Source organism: Anaerocolumna jejuensis DSM 15929 (assembly GCF_900142215.1).
Lineage (GTDB): Bacteria > Bacillota > Clostridia > Lachnospirales > Lachnospiraceae > Anaerocolumna > Anaerocolumna jejuensis.
Genome location: NZ_FRAC01000032.1, coordinates 1 through 26,080 on the forward strand (window position 1 = coordinate 1; position 26,080 = coordinate 26,080).

Annotated in this window: 23 protein-coding genes; 11 read left to right on the forward strand and 12 right to left on the reverse strand. The window is 40.5% G+C overall.

Annotated elements, in window-relative coordinates; translation table 11 throughout:
- The first annotated feature begins 666 nt into the window (after positions 1 to 666).
- From BUB77_RS24085 to BUB77_RS24100, 4 genes are all read left to right on the forward strand, one after another.
- Positions 667 to 1,668 carry a LacI family DNA-binding transcriptional regulator gene (locus BUB77_RS24085; RefSeq protein ID WP_073279704.1) on the forward strand — a complete coding sequence of 334 codons (1,002 nt, stop codon included), beginning with the start codon at positions 667 to 669 and terminating at the stop codon, positions 1,666 to 1,668.
- 268 nt (positions 1,669 to 1,936) lie between these two features.
- Positions 1,937 to 2,428, forward strand: coding sequence for a GNAT family N-acetyltransferase (locus tag BUB77_RS24090; protein ID WP_073279706.1), 492 nt, complete (start codon positions 1,937 to 1,939; stop codon positions 2,426 to 2,428).
- A gap of 125 nt (positions 2,429 to 2,553) precedes the next feature.
- Positions 2,554 to 3,249 carry a sigma factor gene (locus tag BUB77_RS24095; RefSeq protein WP_278277742.1) on the forward strand — a complete coding sequence of 232 codons (696 nt, stop codon included), beginning with the start codon at positions 2,554 to 2,556 and terminating at the stop codon, positions 3,247 to 3,249.
- Entirely contained in the window at positions 3,246 to 4,757 is a 1,512-nt protein-coding gene (locus BUB77_RS24100; RefSeq protein WP_073279710.1) for an anti-sigma factor domain-containing protein, read from the forward strand. The genes BUB77_RS24095 and BUB77_RS24100 overlap by 4 nt, the downstream gene beginning before the upstream one ends.
- 178 nt (positions 4,758 to 4,935) lie before the next feature.
- Here BUB77_RS24100 and BUB77_RS24105 read toward each other — a convergent pair whose 3' ends face one another.
- Positions 4,936 to 5,874: an AAA family ATPase gene (locus BUB77_RS24105; RefSeq protein ID WP_073279712.1), complete on the reverse strand. Its 939-nt coding sequence runs from the start codon at positions 5,872 to 5,874 to the stop codon at positions 4,936 to 4,938.
- A gap of 176 nt (positions 5,875 to 6,050) precedes the next feature.
- Positions 6,051 to 6,476 carry a CBS domain-containing protein gene (locus tag BUB77_RS24110; protein ID WP_073279713.1) on the reverse strand — a complete coding sequence of 142 codons (426 nt, stop codon included), beginning with the start codon at positions 6,474 to 6,476 and terminating at the stop codon, positions 6,051 to 6,053.
- Between the two features lie 186 nt (positions 6,477 to 6,662).
- On the opposite strand from BUB77_RS24110, the gene BUB77_RS24115 reads away from it, so the two are divergent.
- Both BUB77_RS24115 and BUB77_RS24120 read left to right on the forward strand, forming a co-directional pair.
- Positions 6,663 to 7,421, forward strand: a complete 759-nt coding sequence (locus BUB77_RS24115) for a M48 family metallopeptidase (RefSeq protein ID WP_408606433.1) — start codon at positions 6,663 to 6,665, stop codon at positions 7,419 to 7,421.
- A 56-nt stretch (positions 7,422 to 7,477) separates the two neighbouring features.
- Entirely contained in the window at positions 7,478 to 7,831 is a 354-nt protein-coding gene (locus BUB77_RS24120) for an arsenate reductase family protein (protein WP_073279792.1), read from the forward strand.
- A 183-nt stretch (positions 7,832 to 8,014) separates the two neighbouring features.
- Here BUB77_RS24120 and BUB77_RS24125 read toward each other — a convergent pair whose 3' ends face one another.
- From BUB77_RS24125 to BUB77_RS24145, 5 genes are all read right to left on the reverse strand, one after another.
- Positions 8,015 to 10,402, reverse strand: coding sequence for a carbohydrate-binding domain-containing protein (locus tag BUB77_RS24125; protein WP_073279717.1), 2,388 nt, complete (start codon positions 10,400 to 10,402; stop codon positions 8,015 to 8,017).
- A gap of 59 nt (positions 10,403 to 10,461) precedes the next feature.
- Positions 10,462 to 11,139, reverse strand: a complete 678-nt coding sequence (locus BUB77_RS24130) for a DUF4956 domain-containing protein (protein WP_073279719.1) — start codon at positions 11,137 to 11,139, stop codon at positions 10,462 to 10,464.
- Positions 11,121 to 11,852: a polyphosphate polymerase domain-containing protein gene (locus tag BUB77_RS24135; protein ID WP_084124683.1), complete on the reverse strand. Its 732-nt coding sequence runs from the start codon at positions 11,850 to 11,852 to the stop codon at positions 11,121 to 11,123. Before BUB77_RS24135 ends, BUB77_RS24130 begins: the two co-directional genes overlap by 19 nt.
- 173 nt (positions 11,853 to 12,025) lie before the next feature.
- Positions 12,026 to 12,829 carry an ATP-dependent sacrificial sulfur transferase LarE gene (larE, locus tag BUB77_RS24140; protein WP_073279721.1) on the reverse strand — a complete coding sequence of 268 codons (804 nt, stop codon included), beginning with the start codon at positions 12,827 to 12,829 and terminating at the stop codon, positions 12,026 to 12,028.
- 173 nt (positions 12,830 to 13,002) lie between these two features.
- The gene (locus BUB77_RS24145; RefSeq protein ID WP_073279723.1) at positions 13,003 to 13,911 is read right to left on the reverse strand and encodes a metallophosphoesterase; all 909 of its coding nucleotides are present in this window, start codon (positions 13,909 to 13,911) and stop codon (positions 13,003 to 13,005) included.
- Between the two features lie 262 nt (positions 13,912 to 14,173).
- On the opposite strand from BUB77_RS24145, the gene BUB77_RS24150 reads away from it, so the two are divergent.
- Entirely contained in the window at positions 14,174 to 15,079 is a 906-nt protein-coding gene (locus tag BUB77_RS24150; protein WP_073279725.1) for a radical SAM/SPASM domain-containing protein, read from the forward strand.
- Between the two features lie 179 nt (positions 15,080 to 15,258).
- Here BUB77_RS24150 and BUB77_RS24155 read toward each other — a convergent pair whose 3' ends face one another.
- From BUB77_RS24155 to BUB77_RS24175, 5 genes are all read right to left on the reverse strand, one after another.
- Positions 15,259 to 16,971 carry a WG repeat-containing protein gene (locus BUB77_RS24155; protein ID WP_073279727.1) on the reverse strand — a complete coding sequence of 571 codons (1,713 nt, stop codon included), beginning with the start codon at positions 16,969 to 16,971 and terminating at the stop codon, positions 15,259 to 15,261.
- Between the two features lie 1,105 nt (positions 16,972 to 18,076).
- Positions 18,077 to 19,039, reverse strand: coding sequence for an MraY family glycosyltransferase (locus BUB77_RS24160; protein WP_073279729.1), 963 nt, complete (start codon positions 19,037 to 19,039; stop codon positions 18,077 to 18,079).
- The gene (locus BUB77_RS24165) at positions 19,036 to 19,746 is read right to left on the reverse strand and encodes an SDR family NAD(P)-dependent oxidoreductase (protein ID WP_073279730.1); all 711 of its coding nucleotides are present in this window, start codon (positions 19,744 to 19,746) and stop codon (positions 19,036 to 19,038) included. Before BUB77_RS24165 ends, BUB77_RS24160 begins: the two co-directional genes overlap by 4 nt.
- Positions 19,743 to 20,771, reverse strand: coding sequence for an SPL family radical SAM protein (locus tag BUB77_RS24170; RefSeq protein WP_073279732.1), 1,029 nt, complete (start codon positions 20,769 to 20,771; stop codon positions 19,743 to 19,745). Before BUB77_RS24170 ends, BUB77_RS24165 begins: the two co-directional genes overlap by 4 nt.
- Entirely contained in the window at positions 20,743 to 21,696 is a 954-nt protein-coding gene (locus tag BUB77_RS24175) for a 5'-methylthioadenosine/S-adenosylhomocysteine nucleosidase family protein (protein ID WP_073279733.1), read from the reverse strand. Before BUB77_RS24175 ends, BUB77_RS24170 begins: the two co-directional genes overlap by 29 nt.
- Positions 21,697 to 21,853: 157 nt before the next feature.
- Here BUB77_RS24175 and BUB77_RS24180 point away from each other — a divergent pair, with 157 nt between their 5' ends.
- From BUB77_RS24180 to BUB77_RS24195, 4 genes are all read left to right on the forward strand, one after another.
- Complete coding sequence (locus BUB77_RS24180) at positions 21,854 to 22,864, forward strand: agmatine deiminase family protein (protein WP_073279735.1); 1,011 nt, start codon at positions 21,854 to 21,856, stop codon at positions 22,862 to 22,864.
- 102 nt (positions 22,865 to 22,966) lie between these two features.
- Positions 22,967 to 23,839, forward strand: coding sequence for an N-carbamoylputrescine amidase (gene aguB, locus BUB77_RS24185; protein ID WP_073279737.1), 873 nt, complete (start codon positions 22,967 to 22,969; stop codon positions 23,837 to 23,839).
- A 21-nt stretch (positions 23,840 to 23,860) separates the two neighbouring features.
- Positions 23,861 to 24,490 (forward strand): hypothetical protein, encoded by a 630-nt coding sequence (locus BUB77_RS24190; protein WP_073279739.1) that lies wholly within the window; start codon positions 23,861 to 23,863, stop codon positions 24,488 to 24,490.
- A gap of 254 nt (positions 24,491 to 24,744) precedes the next feature.
- Positions 24,745 to 25,935: an IS256 family transposase gene (locus BUB77_RS24195; protein ID WP_139241311.1), complete on the forward strand. Its 1,191-nt coding sequence runs from the start codon at positions 24,745 to 24,747 to the stop codon at positions 25,933 to 25,935.
- Positions 25,936 to 26,080 lie beyond the last annotated feature (145 nt).

Consider the following 26,080-nt stretch of genomic DNA (forward strand, 5'->3'; position numbering starts at 1 on the left):
CCAATCATAAAAGAGTTAAATAAGACAATAAAAAATATATCTTCCGATTTGTTAGCCAGCTTTGGTCGGCAACTAACAAGGGAAGATATATCCTACACACAGAAACGCACATCATTAAGCATTTTCCGATAGGAACAGTATACCAAAGGAAGTGATATCTGAAAAGAGTAAATTTCAAAAAAATAATTCACAGAAAGAATGGAAGTAGAATTCTTTTGGCCAAGGGTTGTGGATAAAACTTCTGAAAAAGCAGAAACAATTCCAATAATCCCCTTATTTATCCACAATAGGAATTATTGCAGAAATTAATGAAGTTTACCTTTCAGAGCTGACCTGCTTCAGGAGAAATTGACATTGAGGAATTTGTGGGGTATAATCAGGATACAATTTATGCATCTGTACATACACAATCTTATAAGCATACTGTGAATACACAGAAGACAGCTGCGAAATATCCGGAAGGAGCCAGTGAGGGTTTCGTGTCTACTACCTGACATGGCTTCCTGATAAGATAGGGATTCTGATAGATAGTGAAACCTATTTCACCTTCAAACCCACTGATTATAAAGTAAGAAATAAAAAGGTAATAAGGCAATAAATAAAAAAGTAACAAGAAAAAGGTGTTTCCTCAAGAATAATAAAGAAAAGGCGATTGGAGAAACCGTAATGGTAACGATAAAGGATGTGGCCAAGGAAGCAGGGGTAGCAATATCCACTGTGTCTAATGTACTCAATAATGTAGATGTAGTAAGCGAAGATACCCGCCAAAAGGTATTGGACGCGGCTGAAAAGCTCCACTATGTTCCAAATATGAACGCAAAATTTTTAAAATCGAATAAAAAGAACTCTATAGGCTTATTTTTAACCAGTATCCAGGGGGATTTTTATAAAGACCTGATTCAGGCTGTACATTTACAGTGCAAGCTAAAAGGCTATCAGCTAAATATCTACATCAGCAATGAAAATACCAGTGAAGAAATCTATAGTATGATAATTTCCTCAGGAGTAGAGGGTGCGATTGTTTTAAATGAGCATTTATCCCAGGAGTATATTGACAGGCTTGCCATGGCCCACATGCCCCTTGTGTTTATTGACCGTGAATACTGCGGGGAGCAGATGTCCAGTGTCATCATAGACAGCATGGAAGGGGCGACTCTTGCTATGGAATACCTGATAAAGCAGGGGCACAGAAGAATCGGCTTTTTCCACGGTATTTTTAATTTTGATGATGAATGCCGTTACAATGCCTATGAAAATGTATTAAAAAAATATAACCTTCCCATTGATGAATCCATAATCCTAAGGGCCTATTTTGAAGAAACCTTAGCTTACAGTGAAATGAGGGTTTTTTTACTAAAAGGAACGAAGCTTCCGGAAGCTTTCTTCTGTGCAAATGATGAGATGGCCTGGGGCTGCGTGAGAGCTCTTATGGAAGCAGGGATCAATGTGCCGGATGACATCAGTGTGGTAGGATTTGATGATAATGCAGTTGCCAGATACAATACACCCGCTATTACTACCGTGCACAGTCCTGTGGCAGAGCTTGGTACTTATGCGATAACAGAACTTATACGTCTGATGCAAAGCGAAGAGCGGGTTCAGGGAGGGGTCTTCCGCCTGTCACCTGCCCTTGTACTCAGAGATTCCTGCAAGCTGCGCATAGGATAATGACTGGAACAGAGGATGAATATAAGAAGGAATAGGAATAGCAATTAGGAACAGCAATTAGGAACAGTAAGAAAATAATTAAGCAATCGAAAAAACCGAAAAAGCAACCGGAAAAGCAACCAGAAAAGCACACCGCTTTCTGGCTGCTCTTTTTTTGCAAAAAATTAATTGCATCTACCCCAAAAAAATCTGACTTCATATCGAATATACATATATAAGAGCATAAAACACAACAGGGAGTAATCTGTCCAAAAAAGGAGCAAAGTCTATGATTTACATTCCAGATATAAAGATAAGAATACGCACCATGGAATTTGAGAATAACCAGACGATATTTGACTATCAGAATTCTCTTAAGGTGGAAGAACGAAGTAAAAAATATGTATTTAATGCAGAATTCAACGGAAAAACTGCCGGTTATATCACTCTGAATTTAAACAGTGACAAAGGTCCGTTTGCATGGAGGGATATCCCTGAGCTGGAGGAATTGCATGTGTTTCCTGAATTCAGAGGACTGGGTGTCGGAAATATGCTATTGGATGCAGCAGAAGAGAAAGCAGCGGAAGTCAGTAATACCATAACGGTATGTGTCGGACTTCACAGCGGCTATGGCGTTGCACACAGAATGTATATACGAAGAGGATATATGCCCGACGGCTCAGGAGTCTGGTATGAGGGCGAGCCCCTGAAACCCTATGCCAAATGCTGTAATAATAAAAATCTGGTGATTTATCTGTTAAAAGAATTGAATAATAATTAGATACTGTTACATAAGTACCATATTTTTATTATTTATCTGACATAAATAAATCACAAAATAGTAATAAATAATCCGAAAGTCGGATAAAGGGAGGGATAGTCCTGAGAGAACTGGATCACCTGGCATTGGAAGCATCTCAAAATGAAAATGTTTTAAATACTTTTATTGAACAGAATGAAAGAAATATTTTGCATATAGCATCAAAGGTTTCAGGGCATTACATTACAAAAAGTGACGATGAATGGGCAATTGCCTTAACTGCATTTGTCCAGGCAGTGAAGGAGTATGACGGAAAGAAGGGAAATTTTTTAAGCTTTGCCAAGCTGGTAGTGCAAAGGCGGCTAATTGATTATATCAGGCAGCAGAGTAAATACAAACCGGAATTGGCTGTAAATCCGGTTGCTTTTGACATGGAATCAGAGGAGGAAGAAAATAATACGGTTCGGTCTGCGGTTACTAAAAAATCTATGGAGTCCGGCAGGCAGGAAAGTCTGGCATTTGAAATCAGAACCGTTAACGAAAATTTAAAAGAATATGGCTTTTCTTTCTTTGATTTAACAAAATGCTCTCCCAAGGCCGCAAAAACGAAAATTGCCTGCGGGAAGGTCATAAATTTTTGTATTCAGGATTCCATGGCAGTAAAGGTTTTAAAAAACACGAAATTACTGCCTGTAAAAATTCTTGAGAAAAATACGAAGGTACCCCGAAAAATTATTGAGCGCCACCGAAAATATATAATAGCAGCCATAGTGATACTATCCGGAGAGTATCTTGAGCTTGCAGAATATCTTCGTTACATCAGAGAGGAGATGATACAATGAAATCTGTAGTAGTTGAAATAAGAGGTAAATTTGCAGCAGTACTGTCTGATGATGGAAGCATAACAAAAGTTAGAAATAGAAATTATGCAGTTGGTCAGGAAATTCTGCCGGAAAAAGCGGCCTGTCATTCGAAAGCTGGTAATGAATCCGGTTTACTGCTAAAAGAAAAAGAAAAGGGTATGATCATGAAAAAATTACATATTACAAAAAAACTGGCAGTATGCGCTGCCTGTGTGGCATTCTTACTATTATGTTCCGGTACCGGGATATGGGCATATGCATCACCGTATTCCTATGTCAGCCTGGATGTAAATCCTTCCATTTATTACACACTGAACCGTTTTGACCAGGTAATAAATGTGAAAGCAGTGAATGATGACGGAAAAATCATATTAGAAAAAATTAAAATATCAGGTTTGAAACATAAGTCTATTGAAAAAGCAATCCTAACTACTGTAGAAAGAATTTCAAAAGAGGGTTATTTCACAAGGAACAATACCCCGGCAGTTACCGACTCTGCCGTTGAAAAACCGAATAGTACAAATACAGGAGCAAAAGTAGTTACCGGTTCAGCAATTTCCATAGACGGAGGAATTGTGATTACAGTTTCCAGCGGCAATGCAAAATTATCCCATGGACTTGTGAAGGATATACGTAAGACAGTCAAAGCTTTTGTTAAGGAAAATAAGGAAAATGTGGAAGTTGAGGTCTCAAGCGTAGGGCTTGAACGCGTAAAGGAAGCAAGAGAGCTGGGAGTGACACCGGGTAAATTAAATCTGGTTGAAAAGCTAAAGCAAAGTGCGGCTGACCCTAATAGTATCAAGGTGGAAGAATGGCTGAATAAACCTGTAAAAGATATTATGAAAGAGATCAAGAAGAACAGAAAAGCAGCAGATTCTATTGCCAGGGCTGCTTCTGGTTCAACGGAAGAACAGACAAACGGAGAGGATAAATCTTCAGCAGCTAATGATTCCTCTGAGATGAAAGATTCTGAGAAGTCTAATAATGGCAAAGGCAGTAAAGAAAAAGGTAAGAAAGAAAAATCCAATAAGGGAAAGTCTAATAAAGGAAAATCCAATAAAGGAAGATATAAGAAAGAAAAGGCTAATAAAGAACAATCTGATAAGTATAAATATAATAAAGAAAAAGCAAATTATGATAACGACGATAATGAAAATGAACAATCTGATAAGGATGAAATGAAGAACCAAAAAGCTTCCCAAAAATCTGATGAAAAAGCACTGAAGAAGAAATCAAAAGAAGCAGACAAGGCAAAAAAGGAAAAAGAAAAACAGGAAAAAATGGAGGAAAAAGACCAGAATCAAAATGATAAGGATGAAGATGAAGGAAAATCACATTCCAAAGAAGAGAATAAACAGGAAGAAAGTGATAAATCCAATGAAAATTCATCCGGCAGGTCTAAGAACGGCGAATCGGACAAAGGGAATTCAGGAAAGAATTCACAAAGCAGTGGATATGCTAAAACAGAGGACAGCGGTAACAGGTAACGTTAAATAAACAACGGTAAATACACTATAACGCAGTTTTAGAAAACCAAATAAAATCTCATTTATATGAAAAACAGATAGCCTGCTGTGATTTAGCAGGTTATCTGTTTTTGATTATCCCGGCATAAAGGAATTTAAGGATGTCAGGAGGGGTTAATCAAATCACCCGCTCCGGCTATCAGCTGTTTTTTATGATATTCTCCAGTTCCAGCTTTGCCTGGCTCAGGGAGCTTTCTGTAGAACTCTTAAGGCTTTTTAGCTGGTTTAATACTCTGTCTACTTTTGTTTCCAGATCTGCGACGGCATCAATGGAAGAATTAATTTTTGACTGAACCATCCAATCAGAGAAGACCCCGTCAAAGAAGTAGTCTGCAAATTTCGTAAAACCATCTATCTGTACATTGATTTCTTCATCCATTTGAATATCCGCAAGCTCTGAATGAAATTGATGTAAAAGGGACTGAACTTCATTTATGGAGTCCTGGGCATCGTCAAGACGAGAGTGCTTAATAACATCACTTATCAGGCCGCCGCCCAATAAATCATAGGTTCCCCAGCTATGGGCACTATCTAAGCTTTCTTCTGCTTCCCTTACTTTAGCAATTACTGAAGTGCCGGCTCCGATGGCCTCGTTAATTTCGGTAAGGTTTTTTTCACAGAAATGTATTTTTTCCTCGGCAGCTTTGATTTTACCGGAATTTTCAGGATCGCTTTCCGACAGCAGCCGGTACTTTTCTTCATAAAGCTTCCGATATGTACTTTCACAGCTTGAGAGGTTAACTCTCTCTTCTTCCAGGCTCCGTATAGTAAGCAGGAGAGCTGCAATCTGCTTTTCAGCTTCGTCAAGCTTTACCCTGGCTGCTGCAATTTCCTGATATTCTTTGGCTTCTTTTTTCTCCTTCTTGTTTAATAGTTCCAGAATCAGGTTATTTAAGCTTTTTTTAAACAAGCTGTTATAATCTTCTTCCTCTTTTAAAAACTGCTGTTTTAAATTGACCCTTTTGGATTCCAGTTCATTCAATTGTTTACGGCAGTCGGAAAGCTTACTGCCAAGATGCTTGTATTTGTCCATTCCCTGACGGCTTTCATCCAGCCTTTGATTCAGTTCTTCATACATTTTTATAACTCCCTTTCTCCCAATATGAAATCATATGCTTCCATCTGATAAATAGAAAGCACAATTATCATAACATGAAAAGATTAAAAATACATTAACTAACAGGAAGGATTCATTTAAATAAAAGAATAAAAGGTTGTTACAAGCTTTCACACTGTAACAACCTTTCACTTGTCTTAATGGAAATGATTTGGTCTGGAGATATCCCTTAAGGTATCCTCTGCACTGTCGGAAAGAGCAGGTTCCAGAGAAATATCGCTTAAGGCTACAATTCCTACCAGAGAATTGTTCTCTACTATAGGCAGCCGCCGGATCTGTTCCCTGCTCATGATTTCGGCAGCATCCCTTACATTCATATCAGGGCTTCCAAGAGAAGGACTTTTTGTCATAACATCGGAAACCTTCTGGCTCTTCCAGTCCTGGCTTTCAGCAATACTGCGCAAGGTCAAATCACGGTCTGTAACAATACCGACAACCTTTTCATTATCGCATACGGGAATGGAACCAACATCATGCTGTTTCATTAATTGTGCACATTTTTCTACACTATCGCTGCCGCTGACACATGCTATATCTGTTGACATAATATCTTTTACCTTCATTTAAACTCCTTTCGTAAATATCAAATCCTGATTTGATATTTTTAAATGCGTTTGATTACCTTCAATCTTAGAATACCCATGCTGACGTTGTTTTATAATTGGATAATGAAGCTAAGTTATGTTATAATACCAGCTGAATGGATTTTAAAAATTTATAAGAAATCATTATTAAAAAGGAGGTGGAAGATACTGCTGTCAGAAGTGACTTTTACTGTCGGACAGGAAGAACTTTCTGTCCGGATCATATATTCTAAGCGAAGGACCATCAGCCTTGAGATAAAGGCAGAAGGGACAATAAATGCCCGTGTCCCGGATTTTATACCGGATGCAGATATAAAAAAGCTCATTGAAGATAATAAATTAAAATTGTACAGAAAATATAAGGAATTTTGCCCGGAGGGTAAAAAAACAATAACAAAGGGCGGAAGCTATGATAAGTTATATTATAATGGTGCAGTGCTTCCCTTCGTATTAGGGGAAATAAAATTACTTCTTGTAAAAAAGGGCAGTAAGGATTCAGCCAAACTTTACTATAGAAAGCATCCGGACGGGAGCAGGAGCCTTACGGTAGAGACCGGGTCTGAGGACAGCGTTTTAATCAGAGACAGTATCACGGACTGGTACCGCAGGTATGCAAAGGAAACCCTGCTTAAAAAGACTGCTTATTACAGCAAAATAATGCAGACAGATTACCAAAGAATCACGGTAAGGGAGCAAAGAACCAGATGGGGCAGCTGCAGCAGCAAAGGGAATCTCAATTTTAACTGGAAACTTATGATGATGCCCGAGACAGTGATTGATTATGTAGTGGTTCATGAACTGGCCCATCGAAAGCATATGGATCATTCACCTGCTTTCTGGCGGGAGGTAGAAAAAATCCTGCCGGACTATAAAGATAGGAGATATTGGCTCAGGGAAAACGGAAGGAATTTTTCCTTCTATTAGCCAAAGAAATAGAAGGAGATTCTCTTTCTATGAACGAAAGAAATGGAGGACTTTTTATGTTGTTTTTATGGTATCCCAAATGTACAACCTGCCAGAAGGCAAAGAAATGGCTGGATGATAATCAGGTTAGCTATGAAGCAAGAGATATTAAGACGGATAATCCAACCTTTGAGGAAATCAAGGAGTGGCATAATAGAAGCGGGCTGCCCCTGAAGCGCTTCTTTAATACCAGCGGTCTGGTATATAAGGAAAAGGAGCTTAAGGACAAGCTGCCCGGTATGACAGAAGAGGAGCAGTACGAAATTCTTGCATCGGACGGAATGCTTGTAAAACGCCCTTTGATTGTTGAAGAGAAAAAGGTACTGGTTGGCTTTAAACAAGAGGAATGGGCTGCCTTCTACGGAAAATAAGAAGGAGAATGGGGATTTGATAAGCAGACAAGAAGAATTATGAATAAATTATAAGTATCCGAATGAAAATGCCGGAAGAGAAGAGGCTTAAGGCGTTTAAGACATATTCGATATTACTCTAAAAGTACCATATCTTTTAATGAATTTATTTAAAAGATATGGTACTTTATTTATTTCATTCTATCAGGTACCGGAACTACTGTCTGTGCCGGATTTGCTGGTATCCTTACTGGAATTGCTATTATTTGTACTGGAATTGCTATTATTTGTACCGGATTTGCTGTTATTCGAGCCGGAATCACTGCTATTCGTACTGGAATTGCTGTTGTTCGCACCAGTGCTGTTGTTCGTACCGGAATTCCCATTGTCCGGTGCCTGGGTAGGAGTATTTCCGCTGTCTGTATTTGGCTGCTGGTTCTGGCTGTTATCACTGCTTCCGCCAGGTCCTCCATTACCCTGACCCCGACCGCCGTCAGGTCCGCCGTTCTGTCCGCCGCCAAAGCCTCCGGGGCCTCCGTTGGTTTGAATGGTCGTATTGGCATTAACCGTATCGGAGATAGTAAAGGTATATACGGAAGTACCGTTGGAGTAAAGGGTATATTTTTTAGTTTTCTCTAAAAGAGGAGAGGATATCAGTAAATATTGATAGTCCTTTTCAGGGGTATAGGATATAATTTCTTTACCATCTTCAGTCTTTAGAGTAAGCTTGGTACCGGCTGTCTGTTTGCTGTCAAAAATATAGGCAGCGGAAGCCTGCTTGGAATCGTCCGAAGGAGCCTGTGCCATGCCGGAGCTTCCGGCAGCTATGAGGGTTCCGCCATTCATTGCAAAGGTAGTATCAAAATCCAGCGGACCGTTGCCGTCATTGGTGGGACCGGACACATAGACGGTACCGTCATTTATTGTAACAGAGCCATTGGCATCCAGGCCATCTCCATCAGCATTTACCGAAATGGTTCCGCCGTTAATCGTAAGTGCTGCACTGCCGCTTGATTCCTGGCCTCCCGGACCGCTTCCCCCGGCTGTCTCTGAGCTTTCACTGCCGCCAGAAGCATTGATACCGTCATCACTTGCTTTAATGGAAATATCACCGCTGTTAATGATTATATTTTCACTTTCAAGGCCTTCATAGCTCTTCTTAATTGTCAGCTTACCAACAGAGAGAGTTAGTGCTGAATCTGCATGCATGGCATCATCTCCCGAAGAGAGGGTAAAGGTGCCGTCGGTAACAGTAATAGTTCCGTTACTGTGGAAGCTGTCGTCAGAGCTGTCTACGGTAAAGGTACCGCCGTTAATAGTTAAAACAGATGCAGATTTGAAAGCTTTTGCACTGGATTTCTCAGTCTCTGAAGAAGCAGTGCTGGAAGCCGATGATGAGCCATTACCTGAATTGGAAGTTCCAGAAGACGCAGCATTATCTTTTGGTGTTTCGGCTGTTGCCTGGGAAGTTATGTCTGCCTTGGAATTCGAATTAGAATCTGTTGAATTGCCGTCATTGCCGTTATTACTGCTATTGCCGTTTGGAGCGCTTTTGTCTCCAAAGGATGGCCTCTGCCCGCCGTTTCCTCCAAAACCTCCTCCAAAGTCATTATTTGTTTTGGCCGCTGCATTAGCACTGCCGCCGTTTGTGGTCACATCAAAGGTACCATCGTTTACAATAAGGCTCGTTTCTGCCTGAAAGCCGTCAGCTCCGCTGGTAATGTGAAAGGTCCCCCCGTCAACGATAATAAAGCCTTTGCTGGTATCCTTGGTATTTGTGGACTTTATGGCGTCCCCGGTAGAATTCACCGTGATATTTCCGCTTTTAATGGAAAGGGAATCTTTTCCGATTATTCCGTCATCCACAGAGGTTATGTTAAGGGTTCCGTCTACTATTTTTAAATCATCCTTGCATTGTATGGCATTGTTAAAGTTTCCTTTTACATTTAAGGAACCGCTTCCGTTGATGGTCAGATCGGATTTTGAAAAAACCGCTGCACTGGGCTCATCGTCAGCATCATCGGCATATATATATTTTGCGGCATCTGCAATGGTATTTTTGCTTCCTTCTGCCAGAATCAGATATGCATTTTTAGCGTTTTTTATATAAATAGGAGCAGTGGTACTGCTTGTCATGTCGGCATTGTTTAATACAAGCCTGACATCATCCTTATCACCGGCTGCTACAATAAGGCTGCCGTCTGTTAAAGTGCCGCTTAGGACATAAGTGCCGGCTTTTGTAATGGTGGCAGTATTATCCTTAACTGTAACACTGTTATCACTGCTGGTTATGTTCTGTTTGTAGAAGGTTATTTTTACGGCAGAAGCTTCATCCCAGGAAGCGTCCAAATCCTTATCGCTGTATTCTCCGGTGGTCTGCTTTACAGTACTTACGACAGCAGCTTTGCTTTCTGTCTGAGCAGCTTTGCTTTCTGTCTGAGCAGCTTTGCTTTCTGTCTGAGTTTCCTGCTGGGTATTGGAAGCTGTTTTACCAGAGGAGCTGTCCTTTTTATTGGTGCAGCCCGTAAATAAAAGCAAACTTAATATTAGTAAAAGGCTTAAGCCTTTTTTTAGCTTGGGTCGTATCGCCATGTATTTTACCTTTAAGGGCAGCCAGGAAATCCTTTAGCCCCTTTTCCTTTCTTACTGTCTTATAATTCCATGTTAACAGCCTGCTGTATCCTGCCGCAGATGATTGTAAGATTACCATTTCTGCAGCGGATATCGTCAATCATTTCTTTTTCCTTACTGCCGTCCAGCAGCTCAATTTCATAGTATAAATCATACATGCTTCCTAAGTTGGTAGTCTTTACCTTTGTAAGAGTGACATTTTTAGTGTATTTTTTAAAAATGTCATCGAATACGTCCGTATAGTCCAGATTTTCCGGAATTGTAACGCGAAGCTCCTTATTTTCATTCTTTTTATCACCAAAGCTGAAACGGGATAGAAGAAAGAGGGCAAGGCCGATAATTACCGTAATAAGTACAGCATAGGTAATGTAGCCCATACCGGTTGCAAGCCCGACTACCATGGCAAAAAAGATACTGCTGATTTCCTTTGAGCTTCCCGGTATGGAACGGAAACGGACCAGACTGAAAGCACCCATAACAGCGACACCGGCTCCCAGGTTGCCGTTTACCACCATAATTACGGCCTGTACCAATGCCGGTAAAAGGATTAGGGTGATAATAAAACTTTTGCTATAGGTTCCCTGAGTCATATATATTACTGCAATAATACCTCCCAGTATAAGGGATACTACAGTGCATATTAAAGCAGTTTCAATGGTAAGACTGCCTGTTACTGAAGCTATAATGCTTGTAAACATAAGTTTCCATTCCTTTCGTCTATTAATTGTTCTTTATAAACATTTCCGTATTTGGAGAAAGATAAAGGATAAATCATCAGATCCGATAAAATACCGGCAAGCCATAGGGGATAAGCGCTGGGAACTTTTATTTCCATTAATACAGCACCCTTTTCAAGCAGGCATTTCCCATGGTCACCTTCCGCAAGGTCAAGCTCTGTCATCCGGCTGCGGATGTTCTGGTCAAAGGTTATTCTGATATCGGAATCCTCCATACCATAGAGCGCAATTCTGTCATATGCCAGATAGACCTTTGGTACCGGGCGGTAGAATTGAATAAAATAATCAATTTCCTTTAGAATCTGACTGTCCATGGAGGGATGGATTCCGTGTTTAAGATACCTCTTTGTTTCCTCCAGAGTCATGGAAACTCTTCTTTTGTAAACAACTCCCTTATATTTTTTCTTGATTTCCAGAAAAACAGCGGAGTTATCCGTAGGTATTCCATAGCTTCGAAGCCGAAGCTTTTCCTTATAAACCGGCCCTTCGATGGAAGTACGTATCAATTCGTAATTTTCTGTGTCAAAATAAATATTGCAGATGGTATGAAGTCCGTAATGATCCATTTTCATAAAGGGCAGCAGTTTTTCTTTTAATAATTCATAGTCCATATTGGAAAGCAGGTATTTTTTCTCAACCCGTTCAAAAATATTGTTAGATTTCATCTGGTTCATAAGCATTGCTCCTTCCTTAAGAATATCATAAATTAAAATAATGTTTCGTCTGTGTAAAATTTATGTAAATTCTATGAACTTGTAAATAATGAACAAATAAAAGAAGATAGCATAAATCAAGGTTTTATCATGATTTATGCTATCTTCAGTCTTGTATAATATTACGGTTTATTTTATAATGTTTCGTTCATACTTCCGGTTCGGTAGCCCTTTAAATCTAAGGCCGTATAAGAAAATCCGAGCTTTTTATAATACTCCTGGACTTCTTTCATAAGGGCTAAATTTAAAAAATTTTCCATTTCTATCTGTCCGACTTCAATTCTTGCAATGTCTCCATGATGTCTTACACGAACCTGGCGGAAGCCATGGTCCAATAAGAATTGTTCTGCCTTATCAACCATTTCCAGTTTTTCTTTTGTGATCTTCTGGCCGTAAGGGAATCTTGAAGAGAGACAGGCAAAGGCAGGCTTATTCCAGGTGGGAAGCCCCATTTCCTTTGATAATGACCGGATTTCCTCTTTTGTAAGCCCTGCTTCTCTCAGAGGGCTTAATACTTTATGCTCTGATACTGCCGTAAGTCCGGGACGGTAGTCACCCAAGTCATCCATATTGGAACCTTCTGCAATATAGGAGATATCCTTGGCTTTTGCAATTTCATCAATTTTTTCAAATAATTCATTTTTACACAGATAGCAGCGGTTAACAGGGTTATCGGCAAAGCCGTCCACATCAAGCTCTTCTGATAAAATTACCTCATGGGGAATTCCATACTTCTTTGTAAATTCCACTGCTTCCCTGTATTCTCTCTCCGGGTAGGTAGAAGAGCGGGCCGTGATAGCAAGTACTTTATCGCCTAATACATCATAGGCTGCTTTTAATAAAAAGGTGGAATCCACACCGCCGGAAAAAGCAATACAAAGGCTGTCAAGAGCGGAGAGATTCTTCTTTAATAGATCAAATTTTTCCTGTAAGTCCATATTATCCTCTTTTCTATATTTCCTGAAAGCTTGAAATATTATTATACCTCTATAATTCGGGTATCATCAAACTAATGATGCCCGAATTATGAATTGTCAACAATCTAATAGTATAACACCAGGGGAGGACTTGTCAACACGAGAAAGAAAGTGTACAGGATACGACATGGAGGCTATTTTAACGGAAAATTACACTGCTGGTATTTGCAGATTTTCTCAGGGCCTCTGACAATAGTTCTGACAATATTAAGGGCTCCGTCTTCATCGGCCTTTACCCTCCATTCCACCAGATTGATTGTATCATTAATAATCTCAATACCGGTAAGGCCCTTGGAGTGGATACAGCAGCCGGTGTTAAAGTAAGGTAATTCCTTTACCTTGGGAAAATGGGGCCTATGAGTGTGACCGCAGATTAGCATCCGTTTATTTTTATTGATCCATACCTTATAATTTTTTTCGATTTTATGACGCTTGTAAAGGTTCTTAGCCGGGCTGGCAGGATTGTGAAGTCCCACAACATGAAGGAAACGCCAGATGTAGCGAAGCATGATCATGGAGATAAACCATAGCTGGTCATTCATCAAATCTCCCTGATGCCCATGGACGACCAGAATCTCCTGACCTGTTTTCCGGTGCTTTAATACGATTGCCTCATGAGGAATAAGATTCTTAAACAGGCTCTGCCTTTTTTGCTTGTATTCATCATAGAAGCTGTAATAATTCTTTCTTACATATTTACTTTTTTTCAGATAAATATTATGATTGCCAAAAAGGAAGATAAGCCTGCCCTCGTTTGCAAATTTCTTCATGCCAAGGAATACATCGCTGTGAGCCAGACGGATATAGTTGAAATCCGTATATTCCCATAATTCATCCCCATCCCCGGCCTCTATATAAGTATATCCGTTGTTATAGTAGTAATCCAGGGCGTGAAGAAAGACATGCTGGTTCTTGGCAAATTCATCCGAGGCGCTGTCATCTCCTCTGTGACAGTCGCTGAATATAATATATTTGGAATTCTTATCAAAATACTCTACTTTTGCTGTTTTATAAGCCTGTGTAAGACGTTGTTCCGTAAACATTCATAGCCTCCTAAAAGATAATATAACGAAAAAGTAAGGGCAATTTATTAAAATTAATTGTAAAAACAGAAGGAATCTGATACTCTTAATTCTGTGCAATATTGCAGGGTTTATGCCATATTGCTGAAAAAATGATGGCATGTTTCCAATGCATGGGACGGAATGGAAATACATGATAGACGGAGGGACGGTCATGGGTTTGCATTGGGAACAAATATAAAATCAAAATAATTAGAAAGGATGCCCAAGGGCATTATGTGATATGAAAAGCTTTAAGAAAATTTATATAGAGATAACAAATGTCTGTAATCTATCCTGTAGCTTTTGCCCCAGGACCAAAAGGGACATGGCCTTTATGTCGGAAAGGTCCTTTGAAGAAATAATCCAAAAGATTAACCCCCATACAGATTATGTCTGTTTTCATGTGAAAGGGGAGCCTTTACTGCATCCCAAGCTGGGAGCTTTTCTTGATATCTGCAATAACTATGGGATCAAGGTCAATATCACGACCAATGGTACCCTGATTACAAAAGTATTAAAGGAGCTTGCAGGGAAGGATGCCTTGCGGCAGGTGAATTTCTCCCTTCACAGCTTTGGAGGCAGAGAGGAAGAGAAGGAAAAGTATTTGCAGGACATACTTTGGGCTTCGGAAGAACTTCTAAGGACAACAAAGACGAATATATCATACCGTTTCTGGAACCTGGACCAGGAGGCTGACCAAGGCCTGGCAGAAGAAGAGGAGAGCGGTGAGAACAGTGAAATGGACGATACCGGTAAATATCTGAAAATACTTGAAGAAGCCTATGGGATAGAAGGTTCGCTTAAACATTTGGCAGCCCCCGGAAGAGGGATAAAGATTGCGGACCGGGTATATATCAGCAGAGATTACCAATTTACCTGGCCCTCCCTTACGGAGGAAGAGGATGAGGGAAAGGGATTTTGCTATGGCTTACGAAGTCATGCCGGAATACTGGCGGATGGTACGGTGATTCCCTGCTGTCTTGATGGGGAGGGAGCAATAAGCCTTGGCAATATCTATGAGAAAAGCTTAGAGGATATCATAAACAGCCCTCGGGCCAAGGCAATCCATAGCGGCTTTTCAAATAGAAAAGCCGTAGAAGAATTATGCAGAAAATGCGGTTACCGAAAGAAATTTTCTCTTTCCTGAAATTATAAGGGCTTACGAAGATAAAATCATAAAAGATAAAACATACGAAGGATAAATCATACAGAAGATATATCTTATGGAAGTAGAATTCTACGGAAAAAAATCATACGGAAAATAAGTAAAAAAGGGGGACTGGTGCAAACAGATTGCGCCAGTCCCCTTCAAATATATCCTATTTTTTATTTATCCGATTGAAAAGCTTTCCAGAAGTCACCGTCTTTATTGATGATATTGCTTATGCTGTCAAAGGGAATCTTGAATTCAGGAAATCCTGCAGCATAAGGAGCGATATCGTAGGGATAGAAATAAAGGTAAAGGTTATTATTATCCAAATAAAAGTACTGGTCCTCCTGTATGGAAGTGAAAGAATCATTAAAATACATGGACTGCTCTTTTTTAGACTCTTCTTTAATTTTAGCAGCTACCTTCTTGCTTAATACCTTTACATAGTCGCTGTTTTCCAGAAACAAATCCTTTAGTTTATAAATTTCTCCGGTCTTAAGGTCAATCGGATAGTAGTTGTTAATTGGCATGCCGTGGGCAGCTCCAAAGGAATAGTCATAGCCTGATTTGTTCAGGAGTAAAAGGTTATTTATCGTTTTTCCTGTAAAGGAATCATCGACGGAGAGATTATCTTCCTTTTTTATATCCTTGCGGCCTTCAACAAAAATTGTATATAATTTCTCATTAATCTTTTTTTCTACCGAGCCGTCAGAAAGACCGGTAAGGACCGGATAGTGAACTACAACATATTTATTTGGCTTGAACTTCTCTGCCTTTAAGGTAAGAGAGGAACTGAGCTTCACATCATCAGAGGTCTGGTAAAAGACTTTTCCGTCAGAGGTTTCGTAGGTCAGGATATCATCTATCTCTGCTTTAATTACATTTCCGGTAAGAGTAAGTTTTCCCCTTCCTTCAAACTTTGGTAAAGTATCAACCACTTTACCCTTTGTATCTATGAAATAAGTGCTGGTATCATCCGTTGCCGAGGCATATCCGTTACTGTAGCTGCTCAGATCATAGAAAATATAATCTGTAAGCTTGGTGCCATTTGCATCAAAGAGGGCATAGGGAGTTGTAAAGGTAGAGGAATAGTCCTCTGTTCCGCTTTTTTTCATAACGGCAAATATATTATTGCCTAAATACATGAGGTTACCGTATCCGGTGTAGTCAGAGGATACATTGTTGGGAAGTGGAAGCTTTGCGCCCTTGTAATCCATTGCCTCCATGATACTGCTTCCGACACTGTTGTAAACAATATAGCCATCACGGAAATCAGAGATATAAATATCGTTTTTATTGATATCAACGCTGCTTAGTACTTTGCCGGTCTTATCGATTTTCTTAATCTGTTTGTCCGCATATACGTAAGCTGTGCCATCCTTAAATTCCGATGCCTTGTCGTATACGGCAGGCAGAATGATATTGCCGGCAGTATCTATATAGCCCTCCAGGGTTTTACCATCCTTGTAATCATCAAAAACAGCCATGCCATCATGATAGCTTCCTATGTTATAAGAGCTCTTGTAGATGCTCTTGCCAGTATAATCAATAACACTGTATTGATTATCTTCCGAATTAAATACAACGGCAAAGCCTTCACTAAAATCAGATGCCTGATCATAGACAGGATTGATTACAAAAGCACCGGTTTCATCAATATATCCATATTTATTTTCATCCTGGCTCTTTACATAGGCGGGTAACAGGCGGGTTGAGGTACTATCTGCGGCTGCTTTTGATTTATTATCATCTGCATCTGCCGTTATAACATCTGTCCGGCTGGCAGAATTATCTACATTTTTAATCACTTGTTCATTTTTATTCTGTGTGCTGCAGCCGCTTGCCGCAAGAATAGTAAGCAGCAGTATTGAGAATATTATTTTTTTCATCCAGCTTCTCCTTGTAGTCTTTGAAGGTTTATATGATCTTTTCGATAAAAGTTTTATATCTTTGTTATAAGATATTCCAACATAATACCCATGCATATCGCAAGTCTGCTGCGATATTGTTTAAATAAAAGATTAAAAATGCATAGCATTTTTCAATCTAATACCCATGCATATCACAAGCTTGCTTGTGATACTGCTTAAATAGAAAGATTTAAAAATGGAGCGCATTTTTAAATCTAATACCCATGCATATCACAAGCTAGCTTGTGATACTGCTTAAATAGAAAGATTTAAAAAATGGAGCGCATTTTTAAATCTATGTCTTATATCATTATAACAGTGATATTAGCAGGTTTCAAATTAAGTTTGTGTGACAAAATCATTACATAATTCACTTTCTATTTAAAATAACGGACAGTTGGTACAAAATTTTCCAGGAGCAAAGGAAAGCTTTATATAATAGCAATATATGCCTTTAAATAATTTTCGGTATTATAACTGTGCATGAAACAGTCTGATACAGCAAAAATCGGTCCTGTATCAGGGCAGAATCAATACAGAATCAGGGATTGTCTGTTTCGAGGGAGTTAAAAGCCATCCGGCATTGTCGTAAAACATCCTGGGATTTGGAAGGAATGAGCAGGTTATTAAGCAAGAAAAGGATTAATGACAGAAAAAATCCGTAAAAATAGCATTAAAGTCAATGAAAAGAATGTGATATAATAAATATTTTGACGAAAGCTACAAATTGGGATATAATTATAGAAAATAATAGGGCAGAGGTAATAATTGACAATATATGGAAAATGAAATACAATGAGAACAGACTATCTGTTATAGATATCATTTAATTCCAGGAAGGTTAAGGTTAGGAGGTGAGACAGATGGGAGATAAAAATCCAAAGAAAGCACCTAAGAAAAAACAGGGTGCAGAGAAGTCGGCTCCTCAGGCTTCTTCATCGGCAGCTGCTTCTAAGAAAGCAAAATAAGGAACAGAATAACAGACATAAAAAATTCCCCTTAGAGGGAATTTTTTATGTTATGCTGGAAATCGGGAAAGAGATAAAGCTTTGCTTTCAGCCGATATATGTTTTGCCGGCAATAATTATATCAGGAGCCATATCAGGGTAAAGGAAATCAGCACCTGGATTATGGCAAATTTAAATACTACCTGCGTATTGGACCAGCCAAGCTTCTTCCGTACATGGTCGTGGATGGGAGTTATGGTGTTTTTTAAAATATGGACTTTTAAGAAGCGGATTAAGGATACCTTTAAAAGGCCAAGTCCGCCATCTAAAATAAGCATAAAGGCTGCAGGGATGTATAGTAAAGGGCTGCCCGTTTTTAATATGGCAATGGCGATAAAAAAGCCCAGAGCTCTGGAACCGGCATCCCCCATCATCATAAGGCTTGGGGTAGCATTAAACCACAGGTAACTCATAATACAGGAGACCATGATCAAGATCATATAAGTATCATTAGGGTCCATGCCCTTAATTCTTCCTATGCCAAAAACCGTTAACAGTGTAATCACGGAAAGAGTACCGGAAAGGCCGTCAACGCCGTCAGAGCAGTTGGTTACATTAATAGATACCCAGATTAATATGGTAGCCAGAATGACAAACAGGGCAGGAGGAACGGTAACAGGGCTGCTTATAAAGGGTATTTCAAAGGTGGAGGAATTAAAGTTAACATAGGTAATGGCAGTGGTAAGTGCTATGGCAAAGTCTAAAAGTCCCTTCTTTAATTCTCCCCAGGGAGTTTTGGAACAGTCGTCTAAAAATCCCGTAAGCATGGCAGCTAAGAGCATAATGACATAGATCAGTTCCTCTGTGGTAACAGGAAGAAAGAGCAGAGTGGAAATAGCAAAGGTGAGAATAAACAAGAAGCCTGCCCCTCTTGGCTTTCCCTGGGAGAGCTTACCGTCATGGGCGAATTCCCGGCCTCCGTCTCTTGGCAGTATACCTGTACCGAATTTTAACAGCAAAAAGGTAACCGCATAGGTAAAAAGAATACCGATTAATGCGGTCATTCTATAATCTAAGTGTGTATTTAGCAGAGTTATCATGATTTTCTCCTATCATTTATTTTTTGCAGACGGTGCAGCTGTGGTTTTAAGGTGATTTCCGAAACCACCAGCCCATCCCTGCTCGTTATCATCATTTGGACAGCCTTTGCCACCTCTTCGGGCAGCAGGTAAGTGTCAGAAGTTTCGCCTTCCTTAAAGTCTGCGTTCCGGTAAAAATTACTCTTTGTCATGTCCGGGTGTATGGTGCATACTTTAACACCATACTTTCTTACTTCATCAAACAGGCTTGCAGAGAAGCTCGTCAGAGCTGACTTTGTAGCACCGTAGGCACAGCCGTGGGTATTGCTCTTTGACGCAGTAACAGAAGATATGTTGATTATAATTCCTTTATGTTTCTTTAAATCTCTGAGTAAAAGCTGACTTAGCAACAAGGGCACTTCTACATTTACAGAGACCATTTCATGTATTTTTTTCTGATTTAATTCTTCATGGGGACCAAAATACCCTACACCGGCATTGTTGACTAACAGGTGTATTTCCTCCTGCTTTTGTATCTCTTTGATATGTTCTGTTAACCGGAGGGTATTGGTGATATCACAGGTAATGGGGCAGAAGCACTTACTGTTTGGCGTATCCGGCGGAAAATTCCTGCCGAAAGCATAAACCCTGTAATCAAGCTCAAGCAGCATTCGGGTGATTTCCAATCCGATACCGGAAGAGGCACCGGTCACTATTGCTGTTTTCATGTTACTGTCTCCTTCCAGAGATAAATATTATCCTCCTTCAGCCATTTCGTCAACTCTAAATTGCAAAAGTCAAGGATTTCTTCTGCCAGAGCTTTATCATAGCTTAAGACCCCGGAAGAAGTGGAATAGGGATATTGCAGAACAAGGGAGTCCCTGCGCTGCTTTCTCATGACCTTCATGAAGTCCTTCGGTATACGAAAACAGCCAAGGCTTGCATCCTTTATCTTATCGGGAGGAATTCTTTCAAATACTTCCAGGAAAAAAGCGGAATACATTTCCTTCCAGTCCTTAACGGCCAAAAGGGGGTCAAAGCATAAACGTACCGGAAAACCCATGGAAAGGACATTATCGATAGCATCAAGCCTTTGTGCGAGGGCGGGGGTATGATGCTCCAAGGCTTCCTGTACAAAGGGAGGAGATAAGGTCCAGGCAAAAATGAAATTCTTTAAGGGCGCAAGCTCTTTTAAAGGAGTAAAGGCGGCACTTTTGGTACGGCATTCAATAGTAAGCCCTTTATGGGAGGCGGCAAAATCATAAAAGGATTTCACAAATCCAAGGAGTGGCTCCAGGGCCATCAGGTCCGTATCATAGGAAATACAAAGGTAAATATCTTTCTGTGAAAGCAGCAGCTCCAGTTCATTAAAGGTATCTTCCAGATTTACGAATATAACAAGGTTTGCACTCGGGTACATGCCCTGGAGGTAACAGTATTCACAGTCATAGATACAATTCATAACACAGGAGGTATAGTAAAAGTGGCTGTTTCCAAAATCCTGACAGGTAGGAGCACCTTCGTAAATTAAGGAAGTACGGTTTTTGGCAAGTATCAGGGACGGACTCTTTTTTTGCTCCATATAATTTTGACCGCTCCGGTTAAATACATCCTTGTAATGGGTTACAGGTATAAGCTCCGCATCAGGATAGCGGTCCAGAATCCTTCTGGTAACGGTATAATCATAAGCTTCCTGTTCTATATATATGTGAGAAAAAAACGAATTATAAAAGGTTTTTCTTAAAGTAGTCAAGGTATTTCTTTCCTTCCAATTTACTCTTAACCGGCAGGGGCATTTCCTTTGCCAGCAAGCTGGTAATGGTGAGGAAATCCCCCTTTACCAGCTTGCAGTACCGCAGATACTGCGTCAGCTCGTGCTCCATGGTTACCGATAATTTCAGGCTTTCTGACAACTGGCGGATATATTCGGTTTCCTCTTTAGTAAAATCATTGGTCGTTTCTGAAAATTTATTCAAAAGCCCGTTTATCCATTGGGCTATCACTGCAACATTATCACCGACCAGCCTGGAAACATCAATAGCTTCCATCAAAGATGGGGGTGCCGGCATAAGGTAGTCGGATATTATCTTAATAAAGAACATCTGATGGGGCTGAAAAAAGTAACGTCCTGCCTGATAGAGGGCGGCAGCCTCCATGTCTGCAAAGGATAATGCGTTCTCCGCCGGTAAGGTCGCACCTGATGTTATGAAGCCATTTTCTGAAGTAGAACTATTTTCATTTCTGAAGCCATCTTCCACAAGGGAACCTTCTGCAGAATCCGGAAGTGCCGTCTGTCTGCGGCAGGAAGTAATAATACTGCCCTCCCGGAAGGGATGGGTATACAGAATATCGGGGTAGTAGGTACGTCCTGTTTCTGCTTCGATAAGCTTATTGCACAGCACCGGAGTTCCAAGGGGTAAATCCCTTCGTCTGCTTCCGCAGATGCCGATATTTAAAAATAAATCAGCAGCGGCAGGAGATTCCCGGGTCAGGAAGGCGGCGGTAATGATGGCAGCTTCCATAGGGCCGGTACCCGTTATATACAGTACGGTATCCTCCTTTCTAAAAACCTGGAAAGAAGGGTAGGACAGGTCTTTTTTTAGGTTATAAAATTCAATAAAAGGTTTTGCTTCACTATAAAGTGCAGCAGAAATAATCAGCATAGCAGTAAAGGCCAAAAAATAAGCCTGCTCCTTCCAAAAAAATCTTACCTTTAATTATGTGTAACTTTTGGGTACATGTCAATCAATTCGTTAGAATTTATCGAAAAAATATTGATAGATAGGATAGAAATAGATATAATATTGAAATAAAAATGTAGAAGGACTGAAGAATATGAATTTTTTAATGCCCGGTGAATGGAAAAAGCATGAACGGACTTTTATAGAATGGCCGGTTAAGGCATCCCTCATATACCCTGAAAATTATGAGGAGGTACTAAGGGGATATCAAGAGGTTATAAAGGCAATCAGTGAATTTGAGCCGGTTACGGTTATAATAAACGAAGGAGAGAAGCACCCTTACCTTACGGAGATAGCAGAATATGCAGCGCTTCTTGAAATTCCCCACAACGATGCCTGGTGCAGGGACAACGGGCCTACCTTTGTATATGGAGAAGAGGGGGAGCTTGCTGCAATGAACTGGAAATTCAATGCCTGGGGGGAGAAGTACAAGCCCTATGACCTGGACGATAAGGTAGCCGGGAAAATTGCAGCGCACTATAATGTGCCCCAGGAGAAGGTGGATATCGTATTGGAAGGAGGCTCCATTCATTCTGACGGAGAGGGAACTCTTCTGACAACGGAAGAATGTCTCCTGAATATAAATCGGAATCCCCGTCTGAACCGGGAAGAGATTGAAGGCATCCTTAAGCCAAGACTTGGTATTCAGAAAATAATCTGGTTGAAAAAGGGCCTGTATGGTGATGAAACAGACGGCCATGTAGATAACGCAGCCTGCTTTGCCTGCCCAGGCAAGGTCATAATCCAGGTCTGTGAAGAGAAGGAAGACCCCAATTACCTTATAAACAGAGATAATCTCAGGCTTTTGGAAGAGGAAAGGGATGCACTTGGAAGAAGCCTTGCAATTGTAAAACTGCCGCAGCCTCCCAAAAGGGAGTATGAGGGTGAGCGGTTAACCTTAAGCTATATTAATTTTTATTTTGTAAACGGAGGAATTATCCTGCCCGTATTTGGTGAAGATGCGGCGGATACCGATAAAGAGGCAGAAAGAATTTTAAAAGAAACCTTTCCGGATAGAAGAATAAGAACGGTGGATGGGATGCCTCTTATAAAAGAAGGCGGAAATGTTCATTGCATTACCCAGCAGATGCCCATAGGAAAATAACTGATTGAAAAAACACCTTTTAACACATATTAACAACGTAAATACAGCAAAAAATAGAAGGAGAAATTCCAATCAGAATCTCCATACAGAAAAGAGGTTGCCATGAGAAAGGTCACGGTTGCAGCTACTCAGATGAGCTGCTGCGATAATATAGAGAAAAACATTGAGAAGGCGGACAGACTGGTGCGGGAAGCAGCCGCAAAGGGAGCAGGCATCATTTTGCTTCAGGAGCTTTTTGAGACCCCCTACTTTTGCCAAAAGGAAAAGCCGGAATATTATGAATATGCGGCAGAGATTGCCGAAAATAAGGCAGTTGTACATTTTAGAAGGCTTGCGGCAGAGTTAAAGGTCGTACTTCCCATAAGCTTTTATGAAAAGAGTAATTATGCCAGATATAATTCATTGGCTATGATAGACGCGGACGGTGAAATCCTGGGAGTTTACCGTAAGAGCCATATACCGGACGGGCCGGGATATGAGGAAAAATATTACTTTAACCCGGGAGACACCGGCTTTCAGGTATTTCAAACAAAATACGGCAGAATAGGAGCAGGTATCTGCTGGGACCAGTGGTTTCCGGAGGCTGCCAGGTGTATGGTACTTATGGGAGCAGAAATCCTGCTATACCCCACAGCCATCGGCTCAGAACCGGAGAGCAGGGAGGTAGATTCCAAGGGGCACTGGCAAAGATGTATGATTGGGCATTCTGCCAGCAATCTGGTTCCGGTGGTCGCATCCAACCGTATTGGAACTGAAAAAGCGGAGGATTCTGAAATCACCTTTTATGGTTCCTCCTTTATAACCGGCGGCACCGGAGAGATGATAGCGGAGGCCGGCAGGGAGAAGGAAGAGATTCTGACTGCGGAGTTTGATTTGGAAGAACTCGAAAAGGCACGTATTGAATGGGGAATATTCAGGGATAGAAGACCTGACCTGTATGGTACGATTTTAACTTATGACGGCAGAATCCGTTAGATTTTCAAAGGAGGCTATTTTATGTTTGTTTCAGTAAAAAATCCGGAACTGCTTAGGATAACAAGCAGTGTTGACAATACAGCCTATTTTGGCGGTGATCAGGAATGGTATGAAAAGAAGTGGAATAAAGATGCCGGCTGCGGGGCAACCAGTGCCGCCAATTTATCTGCTTATCTGGCTGCCTCCGGCAAAGGCTTAAAAAATCTATATCCTTATGAAACAATGGAAAAATCCGATTTTACAAAGCAAATGGAAGATTTAATATTATATGTTACACCGGGAGCAATGGGGGTCAACCATGTGAAAAAGTTTACCGATGGTTTTGACCGGTTTTTAAAAGACCGCAATACTGCCTTAACTGCTAAGGTTCTGACCACAGACAAGGTACCAAAGGCGGAAAGAAAGCTTTCCGAGCTTATGGACTTTGTAAGGGACGGTCTTTCAGCGGATTGTCCGATTGCTTTCCTGAATCTTTCAAAGGGTGAGGAAAAGCGCATACAGGGCTGGCATTGGATAACCATAACGGCTGCGGAGATAACAGAGGATAAGGTGAAGGCAATAGCATCGGATGAAGGAAAGAGAATCGAGTTTGATTTAGGACTCTGGTTTCTTACAACCCGCAGACACGGGGGCTTAATATATTATAGTTAAAAATATAGACACGGATTTAATCGTGCAGATAGTATAGATTTAGGAGGGAGTTCGTTTCCCTCCTTTGCTTAATAATTGTCAAAGTTAGCGAACAACTAAACTTTATATAATGCTTATTAGTGGATTGCTGGGAGTATCCTAAAGTTTGTGTAAACCTTCAAACTGATGTAAAATAAAATTACTCAGTTTGGAGGTTTTATTTTATGGCAAAGAGAAGAAGGGACGAATCTCCCGAAAGACAGGCACTACGTGAAATGGTTAATGGATATCTGAAAGAAAATCCAGTTAAGAATGGAACAGACGTCAATGCTCTCATGAGAGAAATGATGTCTGTCATTCTGGAAGGTAGTCTGGATGGCGAAATCGAGGAGGAATTGGGGTACTCCAAGTACGATTTTCGGAACAAAGAAACAGAGAACAGCAGAAATGGCTATAACTCAAAAACATTACATACCAGCTATGGAGACATGGAACTGGACGTTCCCCGTGACCGAAATGGGGAGTTTGAGCCTAAAATCGTTAAGAAATATCAAAACACGTTGACACAGGACATGGAGGAAAAAATCATATCCATGTATGCCAAAGGAATGACCACCGGAGATATTGAGAGCCATATGCAGGAGCTTTATGGAATCGATATTTCCGACAGTACCATCAGCCGGATTACTGACAAAATACTCCCTATCGTGAAAGAATGGCAGGAACGGCCACTGGAAGATATTTATGCTGTCGTGTTCCTGGATGCCATACATTTTCATGTCAGAAGTGAAGGCCGGATTGTAAAAAAGGCTGTTTATATCTCCATCGGCATTGATATGAGTGGACGCAAGGATGTTCTGGGTATGTATGTCGGCGAAAACGAAAGTGCGAAGTTCTGGCTGTCCATTATGAACGGTTTAAAGAACCGTGGAGTACAGGATATCCTAATTGCATGTGTGGATGGTCTGACCGGATTTCCCCAGGCGATTGAAGCGGTCTTCCCGGAAACAGAAATCCAGCAGTGCATTATCCATCAGATACGGAACACGACAAAGTTTGTATCCTACAAGGATATCAAACCGCTCATGGTCGATTTAAAGTGTGTGTATGCTGCACCTACAGAAGATATCGCATTAGGTGAATTAGATTTGTTTGATGGAAAATGGGGAGGAAAATACCCGAAAATAGCAAAGTCATGGAAGGACAATTGGGCTAACCTTTCCACGTATTTTAAATATCCCGAAGCGGTCCGCAGACTTATCTATACTACAAATACCATAGAGGGCTTTAACCGGCAGCTCCGGAAGGTTACCAAAAGCAAAACCGTGTTCCCCACAGATGACAGCCTGCTAAAAATGCTGTACCTGGCCACGATGGACATCACAAAAAAATGGACAGGGCACCGTCAGGACTGGGGGCAGATTCATTCCCAGTTGGAGATATTCTTTGAAGAAAGGTTATCCTAAAAGGGGAAAAATCAAGGTATTAAGACTGCCAAAGGGGAGTTTTACTTGACAACCCTAAAAACAGTTTTATAATACAAGCATGGGCAAGAACCAATGGAAAATGGCCTTGCCCATAAAGTACAATAAAATTTTATATCAGTTTTTC